Origin of the sequence: Paenarthrobacter sp. YJN-D (genome assembly GCF_015040335.1) — a bacterium.
GTDB lineage: Bacteria > Actinomycetota > Actinomycetes > Actinomycetales > Micrococcaceae > Arthrobacter > Arthrobacter nicotinovorans.
In genome coordinates this window covers 3,507,632-3,529,338 of the sequence record NZ_CP053549.1, presented here as the reverse complement: position 1 = coordinate 3,529,338, position 21,707 = coordinate 3,507,632, and the positions used below count along the sequence as shown (strand labels likewise).

The 21,707-nt window shown below is 63.1% G+C and carries 19 protein-coding genes and 1 tRNA gene; 9 read left to right on the top strand and 11 right to left on the bottom strand.

Going from position 1 to position 21,707, the window contains the following annotated elements; translation table 11 throughout:
* Positions 1-28 precede the first annotated feature (28 nt).
* Positions 29-496, bottom strand: coding sequence for a GNAT family N-acetyltransferase (locus tag HMI60_RS16280; protein WP_193589985.1), 468 nt, complete (start codon positions 494-496; stop codon positions 29-31).
* Positions 497-505: 9 nt separating this feature from the next.
* Positions 506-1,144 (bottom strand): nicotine blue oxidoreductase, encoded by a 639-nt coding sequence (gene nboR / locus HMI60_RS16275; RefSeq protein ID WP_193589984.1) that lies wholly within the window; start codon positions 1,142-1,144, stop codon positions 506-508.
* 159 nt (positions 1,145-1,303) lie between these two features.
* Here nboR and HMI60_RS16270 point away from each other — a divergent pair, with 159 nt between their 5' ends.
* Positions 1,304-1,495: a DUF1508 domain-containing protein gene (locus HMI60_RS16270; protein ID WP_044569301.1), complete on the top strand. Its 192-nt coding sequence runs from the start codon at positions 1,304-1,306 to the stop codon at positions 1,493-1,495.
* 85 nt (positions 1,496-1,580) lie between these two features.
* Here the strand turns inward: HMI60_RS16270 and aceE are convergent, their stop codons facing one another.
* Positions 1,581-4,340, bottom strand: a complete 2,760-nt coding sequence (gene aceE, locus HMI60_RS16265) for a pyruvate dehydrogenase (acetyl-transferring), homodimeric type (protein ID WP_193589983.1) — start codon at positions 4,338-4,340, stop codon at positions 1,581-1,583.
* A 291-nt stretch (positions 4,341-4,631) separates the two neighbouring features.
* Between aceE and HMI60_RS16260 the strand changes: the two genes are divergently transcribed.
* The 5 genes from HMI60_RS16260 to HMI60_RS16240 all read left to right on the top strand — a co-directional run bounded on the left by HMI60_RS16260 (position 4,632) and on the right by HMI60_RS16240 (position 10,587).
* On the top strand, positions 4,632-6,197 hold the full coding sequence (locus tag HMI60_RS16260; protein ID WP_018777067.1) for an NCS1 family nucleobase:cation symporter-1: 1,566 nt from the start codon (positions 4,632-4,634) through the stop codon (positions 6,195-6,197).
* Positions 6,198-6,229: 32 nt separating this feature from the next.
* A complete protein-coding gene (locus HMI60_RS16255) occupies positions 6,230-6,976 on the top strand; it encodes an aspartate/glutamate racemase family protein (protein ID WP_018777066.1) in 747 nt (248 codons plus the stop codon).
* A 37-nt stretch (positions 6,977-7,013) separates the two neighbouring features.
* The gene (locus HMI60_RS16250) at positions 7,014-7,781 is read left to right on the top strand and encodes an SDR family oxidoreductase (protein ID WP_193589982.1); all 768 of its coding nucleotides are present in this window, start codon (positions 7,014-7,016) and stop codon (positions 7,779-7,781) included.
* 128 nt (positions 7,782-7,909) lie between these two features.
* Positions 7,910-8,944 carry an endonuclease domain-containing protein gene (locus tag HMI60_RS21090; protein ID WP_227453564.1) on the top strand — a complete coding sequence of 345 codons (1,035 nt, stop codon included), beginning with the start codon at positions 7,910-7,912 and terminating at the stop codon, positions 8,942-8,944.
* A gap of 155 nt (positions 8,945-9,099) precedes the next feature.
* Positions 9,100-10,587: a C4-dicarboxylate transporter DctA gene (locus HMI60_RS16240; protein WP_018777062.1), complete on the top strand. Its 1,488-nt coding sequence runs from the start codon at positions 9,100-9,102 to the stop codon at positions 10,585-10,587.
* A 71-nt stretch (positions 10,588-10,658) separates the two neighbouring features.
* On the opposite strand, the gene HMI60_RS16235 is transcribed toward HMI60_RS16240, so the two are convergent.
* Together HMI60_RS16235 and HMI60_RS16230 are read right to left on the bottom strand one after the other, a co-directional pair.
* Positions 10,659-11,069 (bottom strand): sterol carrier family protein, encoded by a 411-nt coding sequence (locus HMI60_RS16235; protein ID WP_064721400.1) that lies wholly within the window; start codon positions 11,067-11,069, stop codon positions 10,659-10,661.
* Positions 11,070-11,090: 21 nt separating this feature from the next.
* Positions 11,091-12,107 carry an asparaginase gene (locus HMI60_RS16230; protein ID WP_193589981.1) on the bottom strand — a complete coding sequence of 339 codons (1,017 nt, stop codon included), beginning with the start codon at positions 12,105-12,107 and terminating at the stop codon, positions 11,091-11,093.
* A gap of 111 nt (positions 12,108-12,218) precedes the next feature.
* On the opposite strand from HMI60_RS16230, the gene purD reads away from it, so the two are divergent.
* Both purD and HMI60_RS16220 read left to right on the top strand, forming a co-directional pair.
* Positions 12,219-13,529, top strand: a complete 1,311-nt coding sequence (gene purD / locus HMI60_RS16225; RefSeq protein ID WP_018777059.1) for a phosphoribosylamine--glycine ligase — start codon at positions 12,219-12,221, stop codon at positions 13,527-13,529.
* A 2-nt stretch (positions 13,530-13,531) separates the two neighbouring features.
* The gene (locus tag HMI60_RS16220) at positions 13,532-14,470 is read left to right on the top strand and encodes a phosphoribosylaminoimidazolesuccinocarboxamide synthase (protein WP_193589980.1); all 939 of its coding nucleotides are present in this window, start codon (positions 13,532-13,534) and stop codon (positions 14,468-14,470) included.
* Positions 14,471-14,543: 73 nt separating this feature from the next.
* On the opposite strand, the gene HMI60_RS16215 is transcribed toward HMI60_RS16220, so the two are convergent.
* Positions 14,544-15,809 (bottom strand): helix-turn-helix transcriptional regulator, encoded by a 1,266-nt coding sequence (locus HMI60_RS16215; RefSeq protein WP_018777057.1) that lies wholly within the window; start codon positions 15,807-15,809, stop codon positions 14,544-14,546.
* Between the two features lie 124 nt (positions 15,810-15,933).
* Between HMI60_RS16215 and HMI60_RS16210 the strand changes: the two genes are divergently transcribed.
* Positions 15,934-16,149, top strand: coding sequence for a hypothetical protein (locus HMI60_RS16210; RefSeq protein WP_018777056.1), 216 nt, complete (start codon positions 15,934-15,936; stop codon positions 16,147-16,149).
* Between the two features lie 93 nt (positions 16,150-16,242).
* Here HMI60_RS16210 and HMI60_RS16205 read toward each other — a convergent pair whose 3' ends face one another.
* The 5 genes from HMI60_RS16205 to HMI60_RS16185 form a co-directional block, all read right to left on the bottom strand.
* Positions 16,243-16,596 carry an SdpI family protein gene (locus HMI60_RS16205; RefSeq protein WP_193589979.1) on the bottom strand — a complete coding sequence of 118 codons (354 nt, stop codon included), beginning with the start codon at positions 16,594-16,596 and terminating at the stop codon, positions 16,243-16,245.
* Positions 16,597-16,801: 205 nt separating this feature from the next.
* Positions 16,802-16,878 (bottom strand) — tRNA-Pro (locus HMI60_RS16200).
* A 99-nt stretch (positions 16,879-16,977) separates the two neighbouring features.
* Positions 16,978-18,810, bottom strand: coding sequence for an ABC transporter ATP-binding protein (locus tag HMI60_RS16195; protein WP_018777054.1), 1,833 nt, complete (start codon positions 18,808-18,810; stop codon positions 16,978-16,980).
* Positions 18,807-20,606 carry an ABC transporter ATP-binding protein gene (locus tag HMI60_RS16190; protein WP_018777053.1) on the bottom strand — a complete coding sequence of 600 codons (1,800 nt, stop codon included), beginning with the start codon at positions 20,604-20,606 and terminating at the stop codon, positions 18,807-18,809. The genes HMI60_RS16195 and HMI60_RS16190 overlap by 4 nt, the downstream gene beginning before the upstream one ends.
* Positions 20,607-20,757: 151 nt before the next feature.
* Complete coding sequence (locus HMI60_RS16185; RefSeq protein ID WP_193589978.1) at positions 20,758-21,705, bottom strand: metallophosphoesterase; 948 nt, start codon at positions 21,703-21,705, stop codon at positions 20,758-20,760.
* Positions 21,706-21,707: the final 2 nt, after the last annotated feature.

Here is a 21,707-nt window from a genome sequence, read left to right as displayed (position 1 = left end):
GAGCCTTTATTACGACGTTTGCTGTCCCCTACTTGGGTGAAACGGTGAGCTCCATGAACACGCTGTTCGGGTCCAGGGTGTAGTCGGCGAATGGTGGGCACTCGGTGAAGCCGTGCCGGGAATACAGGCGGCGCGCGGGGGCGAAATACTCCTCGGTGCCTGTTTCCAGGCTCACGCGTTCGTAGCCCAGGCGGCCGGCCTCGGCCACGATGTGCTCCAGCATCAAGGTGGCGACTCCGCGCCCACGGGCACTGGCTGTTGTGCGCATGGATTTGATCTCGGCATGCCCACCGGAGAGCTTCTTCAACGCGCCGCATCCCAACAGCACGCCGTTCTCGCGGGCCGTCCAGAACGTGATCGATTCGTGGGACAACGCGGAGTGATCCAGCGCGTGGACGCTCTCGGCCGGAGACGTGGCGAACATGTCGGCCAGGTGCTCGCTCAGGAGGGCATGGACGTCAGGGCGTGCGGGATCGTCAGGTTCGATGCGGATCATGGAACCAATTTACCCGTCCAGAAGATGCAGCTGGTCCTTCGTATCCAGGTCCTCGCCCGAGCAGAGATCGCTGCAGTCCACCAGGTCCACCAACCCCGGATGGGCTTTGAGGAAGGAACGCGCACCCGTGTCACCATGGGCGGCTGCGGCCGCCTCGGAGCGGACGCCGACGTCGAAAATCACCGGGTGCCTGCGTTTCAGGTGGCCTGACGCATCCGGGTAGGCGGCTGCGGTGACCCGGCCAGGACGATGGCTGCCCAGCAACCTGCTCACCGCCGTCGGGGTCAACCCGGGCTGGTCGACCAGGGCCACCATGATGTTGTTGCCGGGTGTGGCGGCGTCGATGCCGGCGCGGAAGGATCCGGCCATTCCCTTGGCCCAGTCGGGGTTATCCACCACCGTATGCGGGCCCAGCTCCGTGGCGCTGCGGACGCGGTCGGCCTCGGCGCCGAGGACCACCACTACCTCGCTGCAGCCGCCGTCGAACAGTGTGTCGGCCAGGACTTCCACCAGCGTGCGGGCGCGGAAAGGCAGCAGCGCCTTGGGGCCACGCCCCAGGCGGGTGCCGGCGCCGGCGGCGAGCAGGACACCGGTGGTGGGTGTCGTGCCGGATGGAGTCATATCCTCACCATACGCGCGGGGGTTCATGCGGTCTCTAGCTCCTGGGTGGCTTTCCATTTGATCTACCGATATCGGTTTCAAACTACTGCTGAGTAGGGCTGTTGGCCCCGTGAATTGGCTATTAGGGTCGATGACGGAGTTATGAAGTCAGCTCGGTTACGCAACGACGCGTGAGGACAGGGGAAAATGGCGGGCAGTTTCGAGATTCTCAAAGCAGGTACCAATTCATTCCGTTTCAGGCTCACAGCCGAGGACGGCACAGTTGTGGCAGTGTCGCCGCAGTTTCCCAATTTGAAGGCCGTGGTGGCCGGTATCAACGCAGTCCGCGAGAACGCGGCAACGGGCTTTGTGGTCGACCGGCGGAACCTGGGCACCTGAGCCCGGTCCGGCGAAACCAGCACAACGACAGTTGGCGGCAGTGTTCTTCACGAACACTGCCGCCAACTGTCGTTAGTGCGGGTTGTCAGGCGTCGCCGCCTGCTCCGCCGGTGGTACCGGCGTTGACGTCGAGCAGTTTGTAGCGGTCAATGGCGTACGACGGCGCGCCCTCCTCGACTTCACCCCTCGCCGCCAGCAACTGGAGGGTTTTGGCGACGATGGAGTGGGTGTCGTTTTTGAAGTAGCGGCGTGCGGCTTGGCGGGTGTCGGAGAAGCCGAAGCCGTCTGCTCCGAGGGAGGCGAAGTCGTTGGGGATGAATTGTCGGATTTGGTCGGGGACGGCTTTCATGTAGTCGGAGACTGCGATGACTGGTCCGGTGTGGCCGTGGAGTTGTTCGGTGATGAAGGGTGTGCGGGTGGGTTGGCCGGGGTTGAGGAAGGCGTGTTCTTCGGCGTCGAGTCCGTCGCGTCGGAGTTCGTTCCAGGAGGTCACGGACCAGACGGTCGCGGCGACTCCCCAGTCGTCGTTGAGGATTTTTTGGGCTTCGAGGGCCCAGGGGACGGACACGCCGGAGGCGAGGATGTTCGCGGTGGGGCGGTTGCTGTTTCCGGTGGTGGCCTCGGGGGCGTCGGCGAGTTGGTAGCTGCCTTTGAGGAGCCCGTTGGTGTCGAGGTTTTCGGGTTCGGCGGGTTGGGTGATGGGCTCGTTGTAGACGGTGAGGTAGTACATGACGTTTTTATCGTCACTGGCCTCGCCGTACATTTGTTCGAGGCCGTGGCGGATGATGTGGCCGATTTCGTAGCCGTAGGCGGGGTCGTAGGTGCGGACGGCGGGGTTGGTGGAGGCCAGGATGGGGGAGTGCCCGTCGGCGTGTTGGAGTCCTTCGCCGGTGAGGGTGGTTCGTCCTGCGGTCGCGCCGATGATGAAGCCGCGGGTCATTTGGTCCGCGGCGGCCCAGAAGGAATCTCCGGTGCGTTGGAAGCCGAACATGGAGTAGAAGACGTAGATCGGGACCAGGGGTTCGCCGTGGGTGGCGTAGGCGGTGCCGGCGGCGGTGAATGCTGCGACGGCGCCGGCTTCGTTGATGCCGGGGTGGATCAGTTGGCCTGCGGGTGATTCTTTGTAGGCCAGGACGAGGTCGCGGTCCACGGAGAGGTAGTTCTGGCCTTTGGGGTTGTAGATTTTCGCGGTCGGGAAGAACGCGTCCATGCCGAAGGTGCGGGATTCGTCCGGGACGACGGGCACGAACCGGGCGCCGAAGTTCTTGTCGCGCATGAGGTCTTTGAGGAGCCGGACGAAGGCCATGGTGGTCGCGGCTTGTTGTTTGCCGGATCCGCGTTTGGCGACGTCGTAGGATTTGGCTTCGGGCAGGGTGACCGGGGTGTGGGTGCGGCGCCGTTCGGGCACGAACCCGCCGAGTTCGGCGCGGCGGTCCATGAGGTATTTGATTTCCGGGGCGTCCATGCCGGGGTGGTAGTACGGGGGCCGGTAAAGGTCGGCGTCGAGCTGGTCATCGCTGATCGGGATGCGCAGGTGGTCACGGAAGGCTTTGAGGTCTTCCATGGTCAGTTTCTTCATCTGGTGGGTCGCGTTGCGGCCCTCGAAGTGCGGGCCCAAGCCGTAGCCCTTGACCGTTTTGGCCAGGATCACGGTGGGTTTGCCCTTGAACTCGGTCGCTGCCTTGTACGCGGCGTAGACCTTGCGGTAGTCGTGACCGCCGCGTTTGAGGCCCCAGATCTGCTCATCGTCCAGGTCCGCGACCATGTCCTTGGTCTGCGGGGATTTACCGAAGAAGTGCTCACGGACGAACCCGCCGGACTCGGCCTTGTAGGTCTGGTAGTCACCATCGGGGGTTTCGTTCATGATTTTCACCAACGCCCCGTCCTTGTCCGCTTCCAGCAGGGAGTCCCATTCCCGGCCCCAGACGACCTTGATCACGTTCCAGCCCGCACCGCGGAAGAACGCTTCGAGTTCCTGCATGATCTTGCCGTTGCCACGCACCGGCCCGTCCAGGCGCTGGAGGTTGCAGTTGATCACGAAGTTCAGGTTGTCCAGGTTCTCGTTCGCTGCCAGCTGCAGCAGACCACGGGACTCGGGCTCGTCCATTTCCCCGTCACCAAGGAACGCCCAGACCTGCTGGTCCGAGGTGTCCTTGATCCCACGGTTCTGCAGGTACCGGTTGGACTGGGCCTGGTAAATCGCGTTCATCGGGCCGATACCCATCGACACGGTCGGGAATTCCCAGAAATCAGGCATCAACCGCGGGTGCGGGTACGAGGACAACGCATGCCCGGCCTTGGACTTCTCCTGACGGAACCCGTCCAAATCCTCTTCGCTCAACCGGCCTTCCATGAACGCCCTGGCGTACATCCCCGGAGACGCGTGACCCTGGAAAAACACCTGGTCCCCGCCACTGGGGTGGTCCTTGCCGCGGAAGAAATGGTTGAAGCCCACCTCATACAACGTCGCAGCACCGGCATAAGTGGAAATATGCCCACCCACACCAATATCGGAGCGCTGCGCACGATGGACCATCACCGCAGCGTTCCACCGCATATACGCCCGATACCGGCGCTCGAACTCCTCGTTCCCCGGGAACGGCGCTTCCTGATCCACCGGGATCGTGTTCACATAATCAGTGGTCGTCACCATCGGCACACCCACCGACCGGGCACCAGCACGCTGCAACAACGAACGCATAATGTACTGAGCCCGCTCGGTACCCTGCTCAGCGATCAACGCATCAAGGGACTCAATCCACTCCGCGGTCTCTTCCGGATCACGATCAGGCAGCTGGGCAGTCAACCCGCTGAGGATGTGTGAGGTCTCTTCTCCTGCAGCCACGTCCAACCTCTCTTCATTGAATGTCTGGGCGCTTGCTCTGTGGGGGGCGCTCAAGGAATTTCGTATTGTGAGAATAAAATTCTGCAATTCGAGATTACGTCCGCCGATGGGCAGCGTCAACACGGATTACGTATCCGAAACAGTCAACCCGCAAACCTGGCGGCAAACAACCAAATGTGACCCTGCATACAGCGTGAAGCCTTGACCGGGCGTGACCTGCGTCATAGAGTTCTTTCACTATTCAATAACTCGATTCCATAATGTGGAATCAGTACGAAGTGGAGATCCACGATGCAGACGACTTCATCAGTCGGCGTCAATGAGACTCCGGAAGACGCAAAGACGGGTGCCCCCAACCACCCGGTCGTGGGAAACACGGATCTTTGCGCGATTGCTTCCGAAGCCGCAGGCCGTACCATCAGTCCCAGTCTTTACAACATCGACCTCGCCCCCACCAAGGCCAAGGGCCGCAAGTGGACCAGCTACAGCATCTTTACCCTCTGGGCCAACGACGTCCACAGCCTGGGTAACTATGCCTTCGCCATCGGGCTGTTTTCCCTGGGCCTGGGGGGATGGCAGATCCTGGTAGCCCTGGGCATCGGCGCCGTCCTTCTGTTCGCCCTCCTGAATTTTTCAGGTTTCATGGGCCAGAAGACAGGTGTCCCGTTCCCGGTCATGAGCCGCATCAGCTTCGGCATCAGGGGAGCCCAGATCGCCAGCCTCGTCCGCGGTGCCGTTGCCGTTGCCTGGTTCGGCATCCAGACGTACCTGGCGTCGGTGGTCCTCCGGGTCCTGCTGGTAGCCGTGGCTCCCGGACTGAAGGACCTGGACAGCAACTCCATCCTCGGCCTTTCAACCCTTGGCTGGTTCTCCTTCGTGGCGCTGTGGATCGTGCAGCTGGTGATCGTCAGCTTCGGCATGGAAATGATCCGTAAGTACGAGGCCTTCGCCGGCCCCATCATCCTGGTGACGATGGCGGCCATTGCAGTGTGGGTCTTCATCGAAGCCGGCGGTGCCATCCAGTGGAGCGGCATCAAGGGCCTTGAGGGCACCGAAATGTGGCTCACCATTTTCGCCGGCGGCGCCCTGTGGGTATCCATCTACGGAACGTTCGTGCTGAACTTCTGCGACTTCACCCGCTCTTCAACGTCCAGGAAGTCCATCGTCAAGGGCAACTTCTGGGGCATCCCCATCAACATGCTTGTCTTTGGTGCGATCGTCGTCGTCATGGCCGGCGGCCAGTACAAGATCAACGGCACTGTCATCCAGAGCCCGTCGGACATCGTGCAGAGCATCCCGAATACGCTCCTGCTGGTCCTGGCCTGCCTTGCCCTGTTGATCCTGACTATCGCGGTGAACCTGATGGCCAATTTCGTGGCCCCGGTTTATGCACTGACGAACCTTTTCCCGCGGCACTTGAATTTCCGCAAGGCAGCCTGGGTGAGCGGCACCATCGGCCTGGTCATCCTGCCCTGGAACCTCTACAACAACCCCATCGTGATCGTGTACTTCCTCGGTGGCCTGGGCGCCTTGCTCGGCCCGCTGTTCGGTGTGGTCATGGCTGACTACTGGCTGGTCCGGCGCGGCAAGGTCAATGTTCCGGAGCTGTACTCGGAAGACCCCAAGGGCGCGTACTTCTACAAGCGCGGCGTCAACCCCAAGGCCATTATCGCCATGCTTCCGGCCGCTGCCATGGCCATCGCCATCGCGTTCATTCCCGCTTTGGCGGCCGCAGCTCCGTTCGCCTGGTTCATCGGAGCAGGCGTCGCTGCGCTCACGTACTTCGCCGTGGCAGACAAGAAGCAGGTCCACGAGGACGTTTCCGGCGAGCCAATCGCCGTCGCCAGCACGCACTGAGCGCCGTCAACCAAAGATATAAAGGACATTCCATGCGCATCCTTGTCGCGAACGTCAACACCACCCAATCCATGACCGATTCCATTGCAGCCCAGGCCCGCGCGGTGGCGGCGCCCGGCACCGAGATCATCGGAATCACACCCCGCTTCGGCGCCGATTCCTGCGAAGGCAACTTCGAAAGCTACCTGGCCGCGATTGCCGTCATGGACGCCGTGGTCAACTATCCGGAACCGTTCGACGCCGTCATCCAAGCCGGCTACGGCGAGCATGGCCGCGAAGGCCTCCAGGAACTGCTGGACGTGCCGGTCGTGGACATCACCGAGGCCGCAGCCAGCACGGCGATGTTCCTGGGCCACAAGTACTCCGTGGTGACGACGCTCGACCGCGCGGTTCCCCTCATCGAGGACCGGCTCAAGCTCGCCGGGCTGGAAGCGCGTTGTGCCTCCGTCCGCGCCAGTGGCATGGCTGTGCTGGAACTCGAGGAGTATCCGGAACGTGCGGTCGAGGCGATCGTGGGCCAGGCGGAGCAAGCGGTGCACAATGACAAGGCCGAAGTGATCGTCCTTGGCTGCGGCGGCATGGCCGGACTGGATGAGCAGATCCGCCAACGCACCGGGGTTCCCGTGGTGGACGGGGTTGCTGCTGCGGTCACGATCGCCGAGTCCTTGGTCCGTCTTGGCCTGTCCACGTCCAAGGTGCGAACGTATGCCACGCCCCGCCCGAAGACTGTCATAGGCTGGCCGATAACCGCAGCCCAGGCCGCCGAAGCCGCGCGCTGAGCCAAAGCGCTGAACGCACCACCCGAGAGGCAACCACATGACTGACTCCAGCCTGCCCGCCGACCTGAGGGTCGCCGTCGTTACCGGGGCCGGTTCCGGTATCGGGCGGGCCGTCGCCAGGCTCATGCTGGCCGATGGCAACAAGGTAGCGCTGGCCGGGCGGCGGGAGGCGCAATTGCTTGAAACCGCCGACGGCCATCCGGATGCCCTGGCGGTTCCCTGCGACGTAACAGTGCCCGACGACGTCGCGCGCCTTTTCGCGGAGGTGCGCCAACGCTGGGGCCGGGTGGATGTGCTGTTCAACAACGCCGGGGTCTTCGGACCGGCCGGGGACGTGGGGGAGATTGGCGTTGACGAGTGGGAAGCAACCCTGCGTGTCAACGTCACAGGGTCCATGTTGTGCGCTGCGGAGGCTGTCCGGACCATGAAGGACCAGCAACCGCAGGGTGGGCGCATCATCAACAATGGTTCCATCTCCGCCCATTCGCCCAGGCCCAGGTCTGTGGCTTATACGGTCACCAAGCATGCGATGACGGGCCTGACCAAGAGCATCGAGCTTGATGGCCGGGCGTTCGGGATCACGTGCGGGCAGATCGATATCGGCAATACCCGTACGGAGATCATGGACACCATCGGCGTGGGCTCAGGGGCCTTGCAAGCCGACGGCAGCCGCAAGGTGGAACCCATGTTTCCGGTGGAAGATGCTGCCCGCGCCGTGCTCATGATGGCCAACATGCCGGCCACGGCCAGTGTTGGATCCTTGGTGGTCACTGCTGCCGGAATGCCGTTCGTGGGCCGCGGCTAGCGAGTTTTTGTACACTTACCGCCCTTAAATCGGGCCCTTAAGGGCATCTGCTGTACAAAAACTCGCGGCCGAGCGGGCGGACCTGTGGATAACGTCCCGCCGGCTCCTTCGTTGTGACTCAATAGGGCATGCGTCCTTTGTCGCCTCTTCCCCCTGCCCTCTCGAGTCGCGCCTTCACCATCAAGGAGGCCGCGGAATATGGCGTCGCTCCCAAGCGACTCCGGGCAACGGACCTGGTGGTGCCCAGCCGCGGACTCCGCATTCCGCAGAAACCGCAGACACTACTGGACATCGCCCGGCCCCATCTTGAACTTCGTCAGGGCGATTTCCTCAGCCACATCAGTGCCGCTGAGGTACTGGGACTACCGTTGCCTCCTTGGGCGCATTTCAAACCCGACGACGGCGGGCCGGTGACCGCAGTTGCGGAACCTGTTCCGTGGGGTCCCAAGAGCGGCCCCCACTTTCGCGAACCGGGGAGATTTATCCACCTGTCGCGGTCACGGGGTGGTTCTTTGCCGCGGCGAAGAGGGGTGGCCGGTCACCGGCTGACGTTGCGGGACGGCGACCTCGCTGACCTGGACGGCGTTGTGCTCACGTCCGTGGCGCGTACATGGGTGGACCTGGCCACCATGCTGCCGATTGAAGACTTGGTGGTGGCCGGCGACGCCATTGTCAGCGAACATACCCGCACGTTCGGTCCGGCAAGGGTAGCGATGGTTTCCTTGTCCGAACTACGCGCGTTCGTTGCGCGGGCCAACGGTGTCCATGGTGTTCGCAAAGCCCGCTTGGCGCTCGACGACTTGAGGGTGGGTGTCGACTCCCCGCCGGAAACCAAGCTGAGACTCATGCTGGAGGACGCCCGCTTGCCGGCGTTTATGCCCAACTGTCCAGTGATGGATGCCCTGGGGCGGCCTGTGTGGACGGACTTGGGATGCCCTGAATATCGCATTTGCCTGGAGTATGAAGGCCTTCATCATCTGTCTCCCGAACAGCAGGCGCTTGACGCCTATCGGGACCAGCGGGTTGCAGACGCCGGTTGGCGGCAGGTCAAGATCAACAGGATCGACATGCGGCAGGGGCATAGGTGGGTGGTTGCCCGGGTGGCGCAGGCCCTCCGCAAGCAGGGCTGGGCAGCGCAGTTTTTGTACAGCTCCCGCCCCTAAACACCCCTCATGCGGGCATCACCTGCACAAAAAACCAATTGTGACTTCCACAATATGGAAATCGAATTTCCCCTTGCGGAATGGTGTGACCGGGCTTACATTGAAAACATCCCCCCAAAACGAGGGGCTGTTCCCAAACTGATTGGTTCAGATCAATGAAGATCCCAGACCCCGCGGCGCTGAAGGCGAGTTCGGCCCCGCAGAAGAAAAAGCGGCTGTACCAGTCGCTCTTTTTTCAAATCCTGATCGCCGTCGTCGCAGGTGTGCTCATCGGTCATTTCTGGCCGAACATCGGGTCCGCACTCCGGCCACTGGGTGATGGATTCATTCAACTCATCAAAATGATCATCGCCCCGCTGATTTTCCTCGTGATCGTCACAGGCATCTCGGCAGTGGGCGACGTCAAGGCGGTCGGAAGGGTCGGGGTCAAAGCCCTCCTGTACTTCACCGGCGCCACTCTCTTCGCCCTGGTCTTCGGGCTCATCGTCGGCAACATTGTCCAGCCGGGTGCCGGCCTGAACATTGACCCCTCAACGCTTTCCCAGGACGCACTGAACGCCAAGACCGGCAACGCGCCTCCCAAGGACGCCGCAGCGTTCATCCTGGATGTCATTCCCGTCAGCGTGATCGGCGCTTTCGCCAACAACAGCCTGCTCCAGGTGCTCTTCTTCTCGGTCTTCTTCGGCGCCGCGATCGTGGTCATCGGCCGGGACCGTTGCCTCCCGGTCATCAGCCTCATGGAGACTGTCCTGGAGCTGATCTTCAAGATCATGTCCTGGATCATGAAGGTGGCCCCCATCGGTGCTTTCGGTGCCATGGCATTCATCATTGGCCAGTACGGCGTGGGCACCCTTGGAACGTATGCCCTGTTGATAGCGTCCTGCTACGGCGCCGCGATCGTCTTCATCGGCCTGCTGTTCCTCGTGGCCTGGGGCTTCGCCCGCGTTCCGCTGTGGCAGTTCCTGAAGTACACCCGGGAGGAGTTCCTGCTGGCTCTCGGCACGGCTTCCACCGAAGCTGTCATGCCACGCATCATGACCAAGCTGACCAACGCCGGCTGCTCCCGTGCCACCACCGGTCTCGTGGTTCCGACCGGCTACTCCTTCAACCTCGACGGCGCAGCGATCTACCTTTCCATCTCCCTGTTGTTCCTGGCCCAGGCGTTCGGGCACAACCTGGACCTCGGCCAGCAACTGGCTGCGCTGGGTGTGCTGCTCCTGACTTCCAAGGGCATGGCGGGCGTTCCCGGCTCGTCCTTCCTGGCACTCTCCGCCACCGCGGCCGCACTGGGTATCTTCCCGGTAGCCGGCGTGGCGCTCCTCCTCGGAGCCGACCGCCTCATGGACTCCATGCGCGTCGTGGTGAACCTGCTGGGCAACTGCGTAGCGACCTTCGTCGTCGCAAAGTGGGAAGGCCAGTTCGACCGCAGCGTCATGGTCCGCGCTTTCAACGGCGAGATCACCAACGAGGACACGGCCATCATGCTCGGCAAGGAAGAGGTTTACGCACAGCAGGAGCTGGAACGCATCAGCACCGGCCAGCAGCCCTCCCCGAAGTTCCGCGGCGGACCTGCAGCGGACGACATCCCCCAGTTCGAGATGAGCAAGCCCGGGCAACCGTCCACCCCGGTCTGCCCTGACTGACCTGGCGAGTTTTTGTACAGCTGATGCCCCTAAGACGTGGTCTTAGGGGCATCAGCTGTACAAAAACTCGTTTAGAGGGGCAGCAGTTCAGAAAGATCGGCGCGCAAACCGGAGGCGGTCACCTTGTGGGCCGAAACGGCGTCGGCCCAGGTGATGCTGCCGGTCACCAAACCAAGCCAGGTGTCGGCGTCGGTCTCTATGACGTTCGGGGGAGTGCCGCGCGTGTGCCGGGGCCCCTCCACGCATTGGGTGACGCCGAACGGCGGGACGCGGACCTCCACTGAATTGCCGGGCGCACGCGCGGTGACTTCTTCCAGCGTGTAGCGGACCGCCGTCGCTATCACAGCGCGCGACGGCGTGGTCCCGGCAGCGGTGCCACGCTCACCGGCGGCTTCACCACTGGAAGGCCCGACGGCGGTTTGCCAGGCAGCCAGCGCAGCCTGGCCCTCGGAGATGTCGACGCGGCGTCGTGCAACAGCCATGGGTTCTTTCCTTCTTAACTACTAGTCCAGCAGGGCAGAGACTGCGTGGCCCAGCCGGATCCTGCCCACTTCATGACCGCCACCCAGAACAGGCTCCACCACCCGTTCAAGGACGTTGGATACGGCCGGGATGTCCACCGCCCCGCTCACGGCGAGCAGGGTCAGTCCCACAAGGGTGGTGGCGCGGAGGTTGCCGTCCAGAACCTTGACTGCCACCGTGGCGCCGGTGGGGGTGGCCAGGACCAGGACGCCTTCGGCACCGATCTTGGCCAGAACCTCCAGCTCTTCCATGACGACGGCGTTCGACTCACCCTTGCCCTGGACGGCCCACGGGTAATCCAGCATGGACGTGGCGATGGTGGCTGCGCGGGCGTTGGAGGATTTATCGCCCGGGGACTTGGCCAGGCGGGAGTAGGCACGGGCCAACCCGGTCAGCGAGAGCGCGGCAACAGGAGCGCCGCAGCCGTCGATGCCCAGGTGTGAGATGGTTTCGCCGCTGTATTCCTCGATGACGGAACGCACCCTTTGCTGGAGGGGGTGGTTCGGTTCGAGGTAGCTGCGGAGGTCCCAGCCGTTTTCGGTGCACGCCCACAGGAAGGCTGCGTGCTTGCCGGAACAGTTGAAGGCGAGCTTGGACTGCCCGCGCTCAGACCGGACCAGCCAGTTCCGGGCTGTCTCGTCCTGGGGCCAGGCGGTGGGGCACTGCAGGTGTTCCTCCCGAACGCCGGCCGCTTTGAGCATTCCCTCCACCACGTCCATGTGGTCCAGGGATCCGGTGTGGCTTCCGCACGCCACGGCCACTTGCGCACCGCGCAGCGGAACTCCGGATTGCATGGAGGCGAGGGCTTGGAAGGGCTTGAGGGTTGACCGGGCGAAGACGGGAGCGTCGATGTCGCCGAGGCGGGTGACAACGGAACCGTCACCCGCGAGGACCACGGCCGCACCTATGTGCCGGGACTCGATGAAGCCACTGCGTTCGATCACTGCCAGTTCGACGGCGGTCTCAACGTTGAACGTTTCATGCGAACTCATGGGCATGAAGCAAGTCTAGGCGTGGCGGGGTGGTTCCCGGGCCAGGCGGGTGCGCGCCGGGTCCGCTGCGTGACACAGCTTAGGCCGAGCGCTCCACACAAAGTACCCTTGAAGACTGTGAAGGTACTCGTCATTGGCCCAGGCGGCCGCGAACACGCCATTGTCCGCTCTCTGCTTGAAGACCCCAACGTTTCCGAGGTCCACGCGGCCCCCGGCAACGCGGGCATCAGCAAACTCGTGCCCACGCACGCTATTGACGGGAACAACCCGGAAGCCGTCTCCGCCCTGGCCACCAAGCTTGGCGTGGACCTGGTGGTTGTTGGCCCGGAAGCGCCGCTGGCAGCCGGTGTCTCCGATGCCGTGCGCGAGGCCGGCATTCCGGTGTTCGGCCCCAGCAAGGAAGCCGCCCAGCTGGAAGCTTCCAAGGCGTTCGCCAAGCAGATCATGGCTGAAGCGAACGTTCCCACGGCCATGGCCCGGGTGGCCGAAAACGCCGAGGAAGCCGCAGACGCCCTGGATACCTTCGGCGCTCCCTACGTCGTCAAGGACGACGGACTGGCCGCAGGCAAGGGCGTCGTTGTCACCAAGGACCGCGCGGAGGCCCTGGCGCACGCGCAGACCTGCTTCGACGCCGGTGGAACCGTGGTGATCGAGGAATTCCTTGACGGCCCCGAAGTTTCCCTGTTTGTCCTCTGCGACGGCCGGACCACGGTCCCGCTGTCCCCGGCACAGGACTTCAAGCGCATCTTCGACAACGACGAAGGCCCCAACACCGGCGGCATGGGTGCCTACACTCCGCTGGAGTGGGCCCCCGAAGGCTTGGTCCAGGAAGTCATCGACCGTGTCGCCCAGCCCACCGTGGACGAGATGGCCCGCCGCGGCACGCCCTTCATCGGCGTCCTGTACTGCGGTTTGGCCCTCACCTCGCGCGGCACGCGCGTCATCGAATTCAACGTCCGTTTCGGCGATCCGGAGACCCAGGCTGTCCTGGCACGCCTCAAGACGCCGCTCGGTGCGCTGCTGCTGGCAGCTGCCAAGGGCGAACTGGACACCGCCGAAGAGCTGCGCTGGTCCAAGGACACGGCAGTCGCCGTCGTCGTTGCTGCCGAGAACTACCCTGACGCACCCCGCACGGGCGACCGCATCCGTGGCCTGAAGAAGGTCGACGAACTGGATGGTGTCCACGTGGTCCACGCCGGTACCAAGCTGGACGACGAAGGCAAGGTTGTCTCCGCCGGCGGCCGCGTCCTGGCGGTTGTGGCGCTCGGTTCGGATCTGGTGGAGGCCCGCGAGAAAGCGTACGACGGCGTCGAGCTGGTTCAGCTTGAAGGCTCACAGTTCCGTACGGACATCGCAGGCAAGGCCGCCCGCGGCGAAATCCGGGTGCCGTACGCGGCCACCGGCACCATCCCGAAAGTGCAGGCCTGAGCATGACTGAATCCCTTCCCGCAGGCGGTTTCGAGACCGAGACCCTGGATCTCCCTGGTTGGACCCACGTCTACTCCGGCAAGGTCCGGGACCTCTACGTCCCCGCCGATGAAGCGATCACGGAGAAGATCGGCCAGGAATGCGTCCTGGTTGTCGCCAGCGACCGCATCAGCGCCTACGATCACGTCCTCAGCAGTGAGATCCCGGACAAGGGCCGCGTCCTGACCCAGCTGAGCCTGTGGTGGTTCGAGCAGTTGGACGTTGAGCACCACGTGCTGGCCTCAACAGTCGAAGGCGGAGTGCCTGCCGAGGTCGAGGGCCGGGCCATGATCTGCAAGAAGCTGGACATGTTCCCGGTGGAATGCATCGCCCGCGGCTACCTGACGGGTTCGGGCCTGGCCGAGTACAAGGAACACGGCACCGTCTGCGAGATCCCGCTGCCTGAGGGCCTGGTTGATGGCTCCCGCCTGGAGAAGGCATTGTTCACGCCGTCTGCGAAGGCCGAGGTTGGCGAGCACGACGTCAATATCACCTACGACGACGTCGTGGCGATGGTGGGCGATGACATTGCTGCCCGCCTGAGCGAGCTCACGCTGAAGATCTACACCCGCGCCGAGGAGATCGCCCGTGAACGCGGCATCATCCTGGCCGACACCAAAGTGGAATTCGGTATCGACGCCGCCACCGGTGTGATCACCCTTGGGGATGAGGTCCTTACGCCGGATTCCTCGCGGTTCTGGGATGCGTCCACGTACGCGCCCGGCAAGTCGCAGCCCTCGTATGACAAGCAGTACGTCCGTGACTGGCTGACTTCCGCCGAATCCGGCTGGGACAGGTCCTCGGACACCCCGCCGCCGGCACTTCCCGCCGACGTCGTGGAGCGCACCCGTGCCCGTTACGTGGAGGCTTACGAGAAGCTCACGGGCCGCACGTTCGCGTAAAGCACCCAACTGAGTCGCAGTTCATGTCGTTTTGAGTTCTCTCAACGGCATGAACTGCGACTCACTTGTTTAATCAGGCTTGGGAGTGTTCCTTGGCAGCCCGGCGCTCGGCCAGGCGGATCTCCAGGACGGCGTCCATGGCTTGCTGGACCCTGTCAGAGGCTCCCGCGGCGCTGAAGTCGTGCTGGGCTTCCTCCAGGAACTTCAGAGCTTCCGACGCTTCTCCTGCGGCCTTCAACGACTTACCCAACAGCAGTGAAACTTCGCCGGCCGTGTGGCGGGCCAAGACCTTGCGGTCGGTATGGATTTCGCGGAGTTTCTCGACGGCGGCCGGAATGTCGCCGGTGAGATAGAGCCACCGGGCGCGGATGAAAGCGACCTCCAACTGGTCCGTCTTGTTGCCTCCGACGATCGACAGCGCGAGTTCTGCACGTTCAATGGCGGACAGGGTTTCCGGTTCCACGATGCCGGAAGACAGGCGTACCGCTGCCGAAGCCTTGTTGAAGCGGGCCCACAGCTCGATGTCATTGGCGGGGGAGAGCAGTTTGGCGGCGCGTTCGTGGTGTTTGATGCCCTCCACGTAGTCGTGGCGCATGAAAGCGACGTTGCCCACCACCCACGCGACCTCACCGGCCAACTGGGACATGGAATGTTCGTCCATGTGCTCGATCATCGCCAGGCAATACTCCCAGGCCTCATCCAGCTTGCCGCTCTCAGCCAATGCACCGATCAGCGCGCGGTGCGCGCCAATGATGAGGGTGGAGCCCTTGGGCAGTTGCTCGCTGAGCTTCACTGCCTGCTTGGCATGCTCGACGGCGGTGGCCAGCTGCCCTTGTCCGTGGCACACGGCGGCAAGCATCTGCCAGGCGCGTACTCCGAGGCCGGCGGATTCGGTGGCCATGGGGTGCTCCAGCAGGTGCTCAACGATCTGCTGGCATTCCTTGAGCTGGCCTTGCTTCATCACGCACTCGGCCTGCATATAGGTCATGTTCCACCAGGCGCTGTTGTTCTTGGCCTCGAGGGCTATTTGTGCTGCGGTGGCGGCGTGGCTCGCGGCGAGTTGGTAGTCCCGCAGGTCCCACGCCTGGCGGGCGTACAGGCCGGCCAGGACGTACTCGGCATCGCTGACGGAGACGGGTTGGCTCCACGCTTCCAACGCTTTGGGAGCCAGTTCCAGCCGGCGGGCCAGCTCTTCGATGACCTCTGCCGTAGGTTCGCGCCTGCCGGTTTCCAGCAGTGAAATGTAGCTGGGCGAGTAAAGGTTCTTGCCGAGCTCTGCCTGCGTTAACCCGCGTTCGAGCCGTTCGGCACGTAGTTTCTCGCCGAATCCGTTTCCCACGGGTCCCTCCTACAGGTGTCTTTTGACCAAAACCTTGACAGTCTCTGTGGAAAACATTTTACAATGTATGTCAACAGGGACCGCGCAATTTCCGTAACGAATCCGACTCGCATTGGGGTACATCATGTTCAAGAAAATCTTCGCGTCAGTGGCCTTGGCAAGCGCACTGACCGCCACGGTTGCAGTTCCCGCAGTCGTCTCTGCCGCTTCGGCAGCAGACTCCTCCACCGTAAGCGCCATCGGCAACTGGCCTGATCCCATGCGCATTGCTGCGCCGACCAAGTCAGCGGACACCACCTATACGCCGATGTCCATCGGTAACTGGCCGGATCCAATGTAAATCAATTGTAGTTAGTAAAACCCCGGGGCGTGACGAGCGATGCCCCGGGGTTTTACTTTTGCCCATTTTGGCGTGCAATGGCGCCGGGAATATTCATTCGCTCAACGATTCACGTTTGGCAGCACCCGAAGCCACAAAGGCCGCAACGACGATGAACAGCACCACCCCGGCTGCGGTGATCGAAGCCAGGGTTGGCGGGTCCAGCGTGGGAAACAGAAGTATGGCCGCCGCACCTGCAGCAGAGCAGATGCCTCCCATGATCACGTAGGGACCTGCTGCCTTGTGGCCCGCAATCCACGCTTCCTCGGAAACCGTGGTGGCCGGCAAACGGATCCCGATCAGGGAGTTCATGGGGAGCTTGCCCTTGATGCAGATCGACCCCATGACGATGAGCAGGGCTCCCATGGCGCCCAGGACGACGATGAGTTGGATAAATTCTGTCTGCATTCTCTGGCCCTGCCCGTTCTGCGATTTCCTAGAACCCGATGTCGATGGCGCCAGGATGCTGCGCTGGCCCTTGACAGCGTAGTGACAGCGTTCTCCCGTGCCAACAGAAAAGCGCAGCCTGTGGATAACCGCGACGAAAGCGGCTGGACTTGGACAGAAATGGCAACAAAAAATGGCGCCGATTTCTCGACGCCATTTTCGTGTTTGGTCGGGATGACAGGATTTGAACCTGCGACCTCTTCGTCCCGAACGAAGCGCGCTACCAAGCTGCGCTACATCCCGATCCGCTGCGAAAGCAACTGTTCAAGAATAGCCGAAACGTCCCGTGATGCGAAATCGGGGAGAGGGTGTCCCTCGCCACACCCGCACCCGGCACCACGACTACACCAGTGAGTCCCGCCAAGCCCCGTGCAACTGCGCAAAGCGTCCGCCGCCGCTGATCAGCTCGGCGGGCGTCCCGTCCTCGACGATACGCCCGTCGTGGACCACCAGCACCCGGTCGGCCGTCTCCACGGTTGAAAGGCGGTGGGCAATGATGATGGCCGTTCGGGCAGCGTTCCCGCCTGCGACTCCCTCCAAGAGATGAGCCAGTCCTTGCTGGACCATCCGCTCGGAAGGAATGTCCAGGGAGGATGTAGCTTCGTCCAGAATCAACACGGCCGGCGCGGCAAGGAAGGCCCGGGCAAAACCGATGAGCTGCCGTTGACCCGACGACACACGGCCGCCGCGCTTGTTGACGTCCGTGTCGTAGCCTTCGGGCAGGCTCGTGATGAACTCGTGCGCACCAACTGCTGCGGCGGCGGCTTCGATTTCGGCGCGGGAAGCCTCGGGGCGACCCAAAGCAATGTTATCGGCAACCGAACCGCTGAAGAGGAAGGCCTCCTGGGTCACCATCACCACGGCCCGGCGGAGGTCCGTCGTCGCCAGATCCCGCAGGTCCACCCCATCCAAGGTGATGGCGCCGGACGTGACATCGTAGAAGCGGGCCACCAGCTTGGCCAGCGTGGACTTACCGGCACCTGTCTGTCCCACCAAGGCAACCGTCTGCCCGGCCGGAATGTGCAGGTCCAAGGTAGGAACAACCAACTGGCCGTCGCTGTAGCCGAACTCCACTCCCTTGAAGTCGATCTCCCCGCGTGAGCTTTTCAGAGGCACCGGGTTTTTCGGCGGACGGACGGTGGGTACTTCTTCCAAGAGTCCGGACACCTTTTCCAGCGCTGCCTGGGCACTCTGGAAGGAGTTGTAGAACATGGCCATCTGGTCCACCGGCTGGAAAAAGCGTTTGGTGGAGAGGATCAGGGCGAGCAGGACGCCTACTGCGAGGTCGCCGCTGAGCACCCGGAAGCCGCCAAACAGCAGGACCACAGCCACGCACACGTTACCGATCAGCACCAGTCCGGGTTGGAAAATGCCGTTCAGGTTGATGGAGCGGACAGTGTTCTTGCGGTAGTCCTCAGCCAGTTGGCCATAGCGGTCCGCGTTCTCGCGCTCCTTGCGGAACGCCTTCACAGCACGGATACCCGTCATGGTCTCCACAAAGTGCACGATCAACCGGGCGGAGACCACCCGGGATTCCCGGAACGCGATCTGCGAGTGTTTCTGGTACCAACGCGCCAGGAAGAACATGGGGACACCGGCCGCGAGCATGATCAGGCCACTCCGCCAATCCAAGGCAAACACCGTGAATGCCGTGAACAGCATGAACAGCATGCCGGAGGCGAGCGAACTAACCCCGGAATCCAACAGCTCTCGCAGCGCTTCCAGGTCCGAAGTTTGCCGGGCGATGATGCGTCCCGAGGTGTACTTCTCGTGGAATTCCAGGCTCAGGCGCTGGGTGTGCCGGAAAACGCGGAGCCGCAGGTCCAGGAGCATCGCCTGGCTCAACCGGGCCGTGGAGGTCACGTAGAGCGCGGTCATTCCGGCCGTGGCGATCGCAGCGGCCAGGTAGAGGGACCCAGCCAGCACCAAGGGCCCGTTGTCGCCTGCCTGAAGTGCCGGCAAGGCGTTGTCGATCCCAAAAGCGATCAGTGCCGGCCCCGCTACGCGGGTGAGCTGCGAAACAACCACCATCACGATCGTCAGCCAAAACCGCAACCGCACCGGGCGGATCAGCGAGGCAAGCAAGGCGAGTGACCGGCGTCGTACGGCTTTGCTGTCTGCTTTGCTGAGGTGGGTGTTGTCCTCGTTGGCGGTGCCAAAGGTGGTGGCGCTCACCGGCGGGCCTCCTCAGCTTCTTCGAGTTCGTCCAGTTCTGTATCAAGGTCCTTCGGACCGGCATCCAGGCTGGCGATGACGTAACGGTAGTGGTCGTTTTCGGCCAGCAGTTCCGTGTGGGTTCCGACGGCGGTGATGGTCCCGTTTTCGAGCAAGGCCACCCGGTCGGCCAACGCCACGGTGGAGGGACGGTGCGCCACGATCAGCGTGGTGGTCTCCCGCAGGACCTCACGCAAGCGGGCTTCCACGCGCTCCTCGGTATTCACGTCCAATGCCGACAGGGGATCGTCCAGCACCAGGACTTTCGGTTTGGCGGCGATGGCGCGGGCCAGGGCGATGCGCTGCCGCTGGCCACCGGACAGGCTCAGGCCTTCCTCTCCGATGAGGGTGTCCACGCCGTCCGGCAGGGAGTAGGCAAAGTGTGCCTGCGCCACATCCAATGCCTCGTCCAAGGCTGCGTCGCTGGGATCGGATGCACCAAGCAGCACGTTGTCACGCACCGAACTGGAGAAGAGCGTGGTGTCCTCGAACGCCACTGCAACCACCTTGCGGAGTTCGTCGATGTCGAAGTCGCGGACATCCACGCTGTCGATGGTTACTGCACCGGAGGTGACGTCGTACAGGCGGGGGACCAGTTGAAGCAGCGCGCTCTTGCCGCTTCCCGTGATGCCCACGAGGGCCATGGTTTCGCCGGGACGGATGTCCAGGGTGATGTCGTGCAGGAGGGTGCCGCCGTCGTCGAACCCAAAACCCGCATGGTCAAAGCGCAAGGCACCCTTGACGGTTTCCGGCACCACGGCCGTCTCCGGGGAGGTGATGGTGTTCTCGGTGTCCATGACCTCGAAATGCCGGTCCAGCGCGGTCTTGGCCGTGAGCGCCATGGCCAAGAGCATGCCGGAGAATTCAACCGGGGTAGCCACCACGGCTGCGGTCGCGAAAAAGGCGACCAAGGCACCAATGCTGAGCTGACCGCTCGCGGCGAGCATGACGCCAACCACCAGCCCGACACCCAAGGCGAGTTCCGGCAGCAGTGTCACCACCAAGGTGAAACCGGCCTGCTGCTTGGCTTTCGCGATCTCCGTCTGGCGCAGTTCCTCGGCCTGGCCATTGAAGTTCTCCAGTGCCTCGCGGCTCCGTCCGAACGCCTTTAGGACGCGGATTCCGTGGACGGATTCTTCCACGGTGGTGGCGAGGTCGCCGGCTTGGTCCTGGCTGAGCCGGGCCACCAGGCTGAAGCGCCGCCGGAACCGGAAGGAATTGATCATGATCGGCACCGCGGCGGCGAGGAAGATGAGCGCCAGCTGCCAGCTCATGGAGAACATCACGCCGACGCCGATGATCACCGTCAGCGTCGTGACCACCAGCATGATCGCGCCGAACGCCATCCAACGGCGCAGGAAGCTGAGGTCCGTCATGGCGCGGGAGAGCAGCTGCCCGGAACCCCAGCGGTCATGGAACGCCACCGTGAGCTCCTGCAGGTGCCCGTAAAGGGTCACGCGCATCCGGGTCTCCACGGTGGTGGCCGGGTTGATCACGAACTGGCGGCGCAAGGCCACCAGTCCTGCTTCGGCGATGCCCAGAGCAAGGATCACGACGGCGGCAATCCAGACGGCGTCCGTGGAACCGCCGGGCTGCAAGGAGTTGTTGACCAAGACCCGCAGGACTTGCGGGATGGTGAGCGCGACAATGCTGGCCAGCAAAGCGCAGATCAGGCCCATGAATAGGCGCGGGAGGATGGGCCGTACGTGAGGGTACAGGCGGCCGACGGAGGTGAAAAATGAGGTTTGCTTGGACATGCCCGCTTCTCAACAGCTGGATCTTCAGATGGTGCGGAGGTAGTTTCCCGTAGCAACTACCCTATGCCATGGCGTGATTCGTTTCACAGGACCACGCACCCCAGGTGAAATGTTTGACCCAGTTATTGGGATTCGTAATGCTGCGCGAGGTTCAGTTGCGTGGCGTGAGCGTCAGCAGTACAGCCTCCGGGCGGCACGCTATGCGGACCGGGGCGAAGCGCGAGGTGCCGATGCCGCCCGAGACGTTCACCGGCGTCGTGAATCCGTTGCTTTCCCAATCGTGGAGGCCCTTGGCGCGCCACGTGGGGAGGTCGCAATTGGAGACCAAAGCGCCGTAGCCGGGGACGCAGATCTGGCCACCGTGCGTGTGACCGGCGATGATCAGGTCAGCGCCCGCCTGCGTGAAGTGGTCCAGCACGCGTTGGTAGGGAGCGTGGATCACGGCGACTTTGAGGTGCGGCCGGGCATCCTGGTTCACGGTGCCGCGGGGCCAGCCGGCGTAGCGTTCGCGCCCCAAATGGGGATCGTCGACGCCCGAAAAATCGAACCGCAGGCCGTTGAGGACCACAGACTGGGCACGGTTGGTGAGGTCGATCCAGCCACTCATGCCGAAGGCGGAGCGGAGCTTGGGCCAGTCGAGCTGGAGGGGCTCGGTTTTAGGTTTCGAAGGACCACGGAAGTAGCCCGCCGGGTTCTTGATCCGCGGCGCGTAGTAGTCGTTGGAACCTGGAACGAAGACCCCGGGGAACTCCATCAGGGGCCTCAAGGCCTGGATGAGGGGGTCAATGGCCTTGGTGTGGCTCAAGTTGTCGCCCGTGTTGATTACAAGATCGGGTTTGAGGTCCGCCAGGGAATGCAGCCATTGCGTCTTCTTGACTTGGCCGGGGACAAAGTGGATGTCGCTCAGGTGCAGGACACGAAGGGGTGCCGAGCCCTCAGGGAGAATCGGCAACGTTTCGCGGCGTACCTCGAACTGGTCCTTCTCCCACCACCCGTAGGCGGCAGCCGCAGTACCTGCGGCTGCGCCGACTGCTGCAGTGACGGCAAAACCGCGCCCGAAGGAACGGGCGCGGTTTGCCAGTGAATCAGCGAACGTCACTC

Excerpts from the sequence above, each read along its gene's own strand:
- HMI60_RS16270 (WP_044569301.1), top strand. The coding sequence starts at position 1,304 with ATGGCGGGCAGTTTCGAGATTCTCAAAGCAGGTACCAATTCATTCCGT.
- HMI60_RS16255 (WP_018777066.1), top strand. The coding sequence starts at position 6,230 with ATGCGCATCCTTGTCGCGAACGTCAACACCACCCAATCCATGACCGAT.
- HMI60_RS16280 (WP_193589985.1), bottom strand. The coding sequence starts at position 496 with ATGATCCGCATCGAACCTGACGATCCCGCACGCCCTGACGTCCATGCC.
- HMI60_RS16220 (WP_193589980.1), top strand. The coding sequence starts at position 13,532 with ATGACTGAATCCCTTCCCGCAGGCGGTTTCGAGACCGAGACCCTGGAT.
- HMI60_RS21090 (WP_227453564.1), top strand. The coding sequence starts at position 7,910 with ATGCGTCCTTTGTCGCCTCTTCCCCCTGCCCTCTCGAGTCGCGCCTTC.
- HMI60_RS16205 (WP_193589979.1), bottom strand. The coding sequence starts at position 16,596 with ATGCAGACAGAATTTATCCAACTCATCGTCGTCCTGGGCGCCATGGGA.
- HMI60_RS16230 (WP_193589981.1), bottom strand. The coding sequence starts at position 12,107 with ATGCCCATGAGTTCGCATGAAACGTTCAACGTTGAGACCGCCGTCGAA.
- HMI60_RS16260 (WP_018777067.1), top strand. The coding sequence starts at position 4,632 with ATGCAGACGACTTCATCAGTCGGCGTCAATGAGACTCCGGAAGACGCA.
- HMI60_RS16190 (WP_018777053.1), bottom strand. The coding sequence starts at position 20,606 with ATGTCCAAGCAAACCTCATTTTTCACCTCCGTCGGCCGCCTGTACCCT.
- nboR (WP_193589984.1), bottom strand. The coding sequence starts at position 1,144 with ATGAACCCCCGCGCGTATGGTGAGGATATGACTCCATCCGGCACGACA.
- HMI60_RS16210 (WP_018777056.1), top strand. The coding sequence starts at position 15,934 with ATGTTCAAGAAAATCTTCGCGTCAGTGGCCTTGGCAAGCGCACTGACC.
- HMI60_RS16240 (WP_018777062.1), top strand. The coding sequence starts at position 9,100 with ATGAAGATCCCAGACCCCGCGGCGCTGAAGGCGAGTTCGGCCCCGCAG.
- HMI60_RS16250 (WP_193589982.1), top strand. The coding sequence starts at position 7,014 with ATGACTGACTCCAGCCTGCCCGCCGACCTGAGGGTCGCCGTCGTTACC.
- HMI60_RS16235 (WP_064721400.1), bottom strand. The coding sequence starts at position 11,069 with ATGGCTGTTGCACGACGCCGCGTCGACATCTCCGAGGGCCAGGCTGCG.